Annotated in this window: 1 pseudogene; it reads left to right on the top strand. The window is 77.8% G+C overall.

The features are described 5' to 3' along the window. Positions 1 to 454, top strand: a pseudogene (locus tag EHS43_RS45855) (hypothetical protein); the annotation flags it as partial.

Genomic DNA, 454 nt, shown 5'->3' with positions numbered 1-454 from the left:
CCGCCACCCTGGACGCCACCTCGGAGGCATTCGAGTCGCAGACCGTACGGCTGCAACTGGTGTCCGGCAACGACGACCAGGTCTCCGGCCCCGCCTACAGCGGCACCGCGCGCATCTCCGCCGACCAGGAACTCCAGGCCGGTGCCGACGGTGCCGCCCCCGAGTCCGCGTGGACCGTCGACGGCACCTGCCCGACCTCGGACCGCGCAGCCGGCAAGGCCTGGAGCGCCACCTTCACCGTCACCCGCGGCGGCGCCACGGCCGGCAGCCACCGTCCCTGCCCCGAGCCGCGCACCGCCCCCTGCGCCCCCGCGGCCGTACAGAAGCCCGCCCGCGCCGGCCAGGGCGGCTCCTTCTCCGACTCCGTGCCCGCCCTGGTCGCCGGCGGTCTGCTGATCGCGGGCGCCGCGGCGGGCGCCGTGTACCGGCTGCGCCGCAGGGCCCCGGCCTCGGA

Source organism: Streptomyces sp. RP5T (assembly GCF_003933965.1).
Lineage (GTDB): Bacteria > Actinomycetota > Actinomycetes > Streptomycetales > Streptomycetaceae > Streptomyces.
The sequence above is the reverse complement of the archived record's forward strand: the minus strand, read 5'-3'. Positions and strand labels throughout refer to the sequence as shown.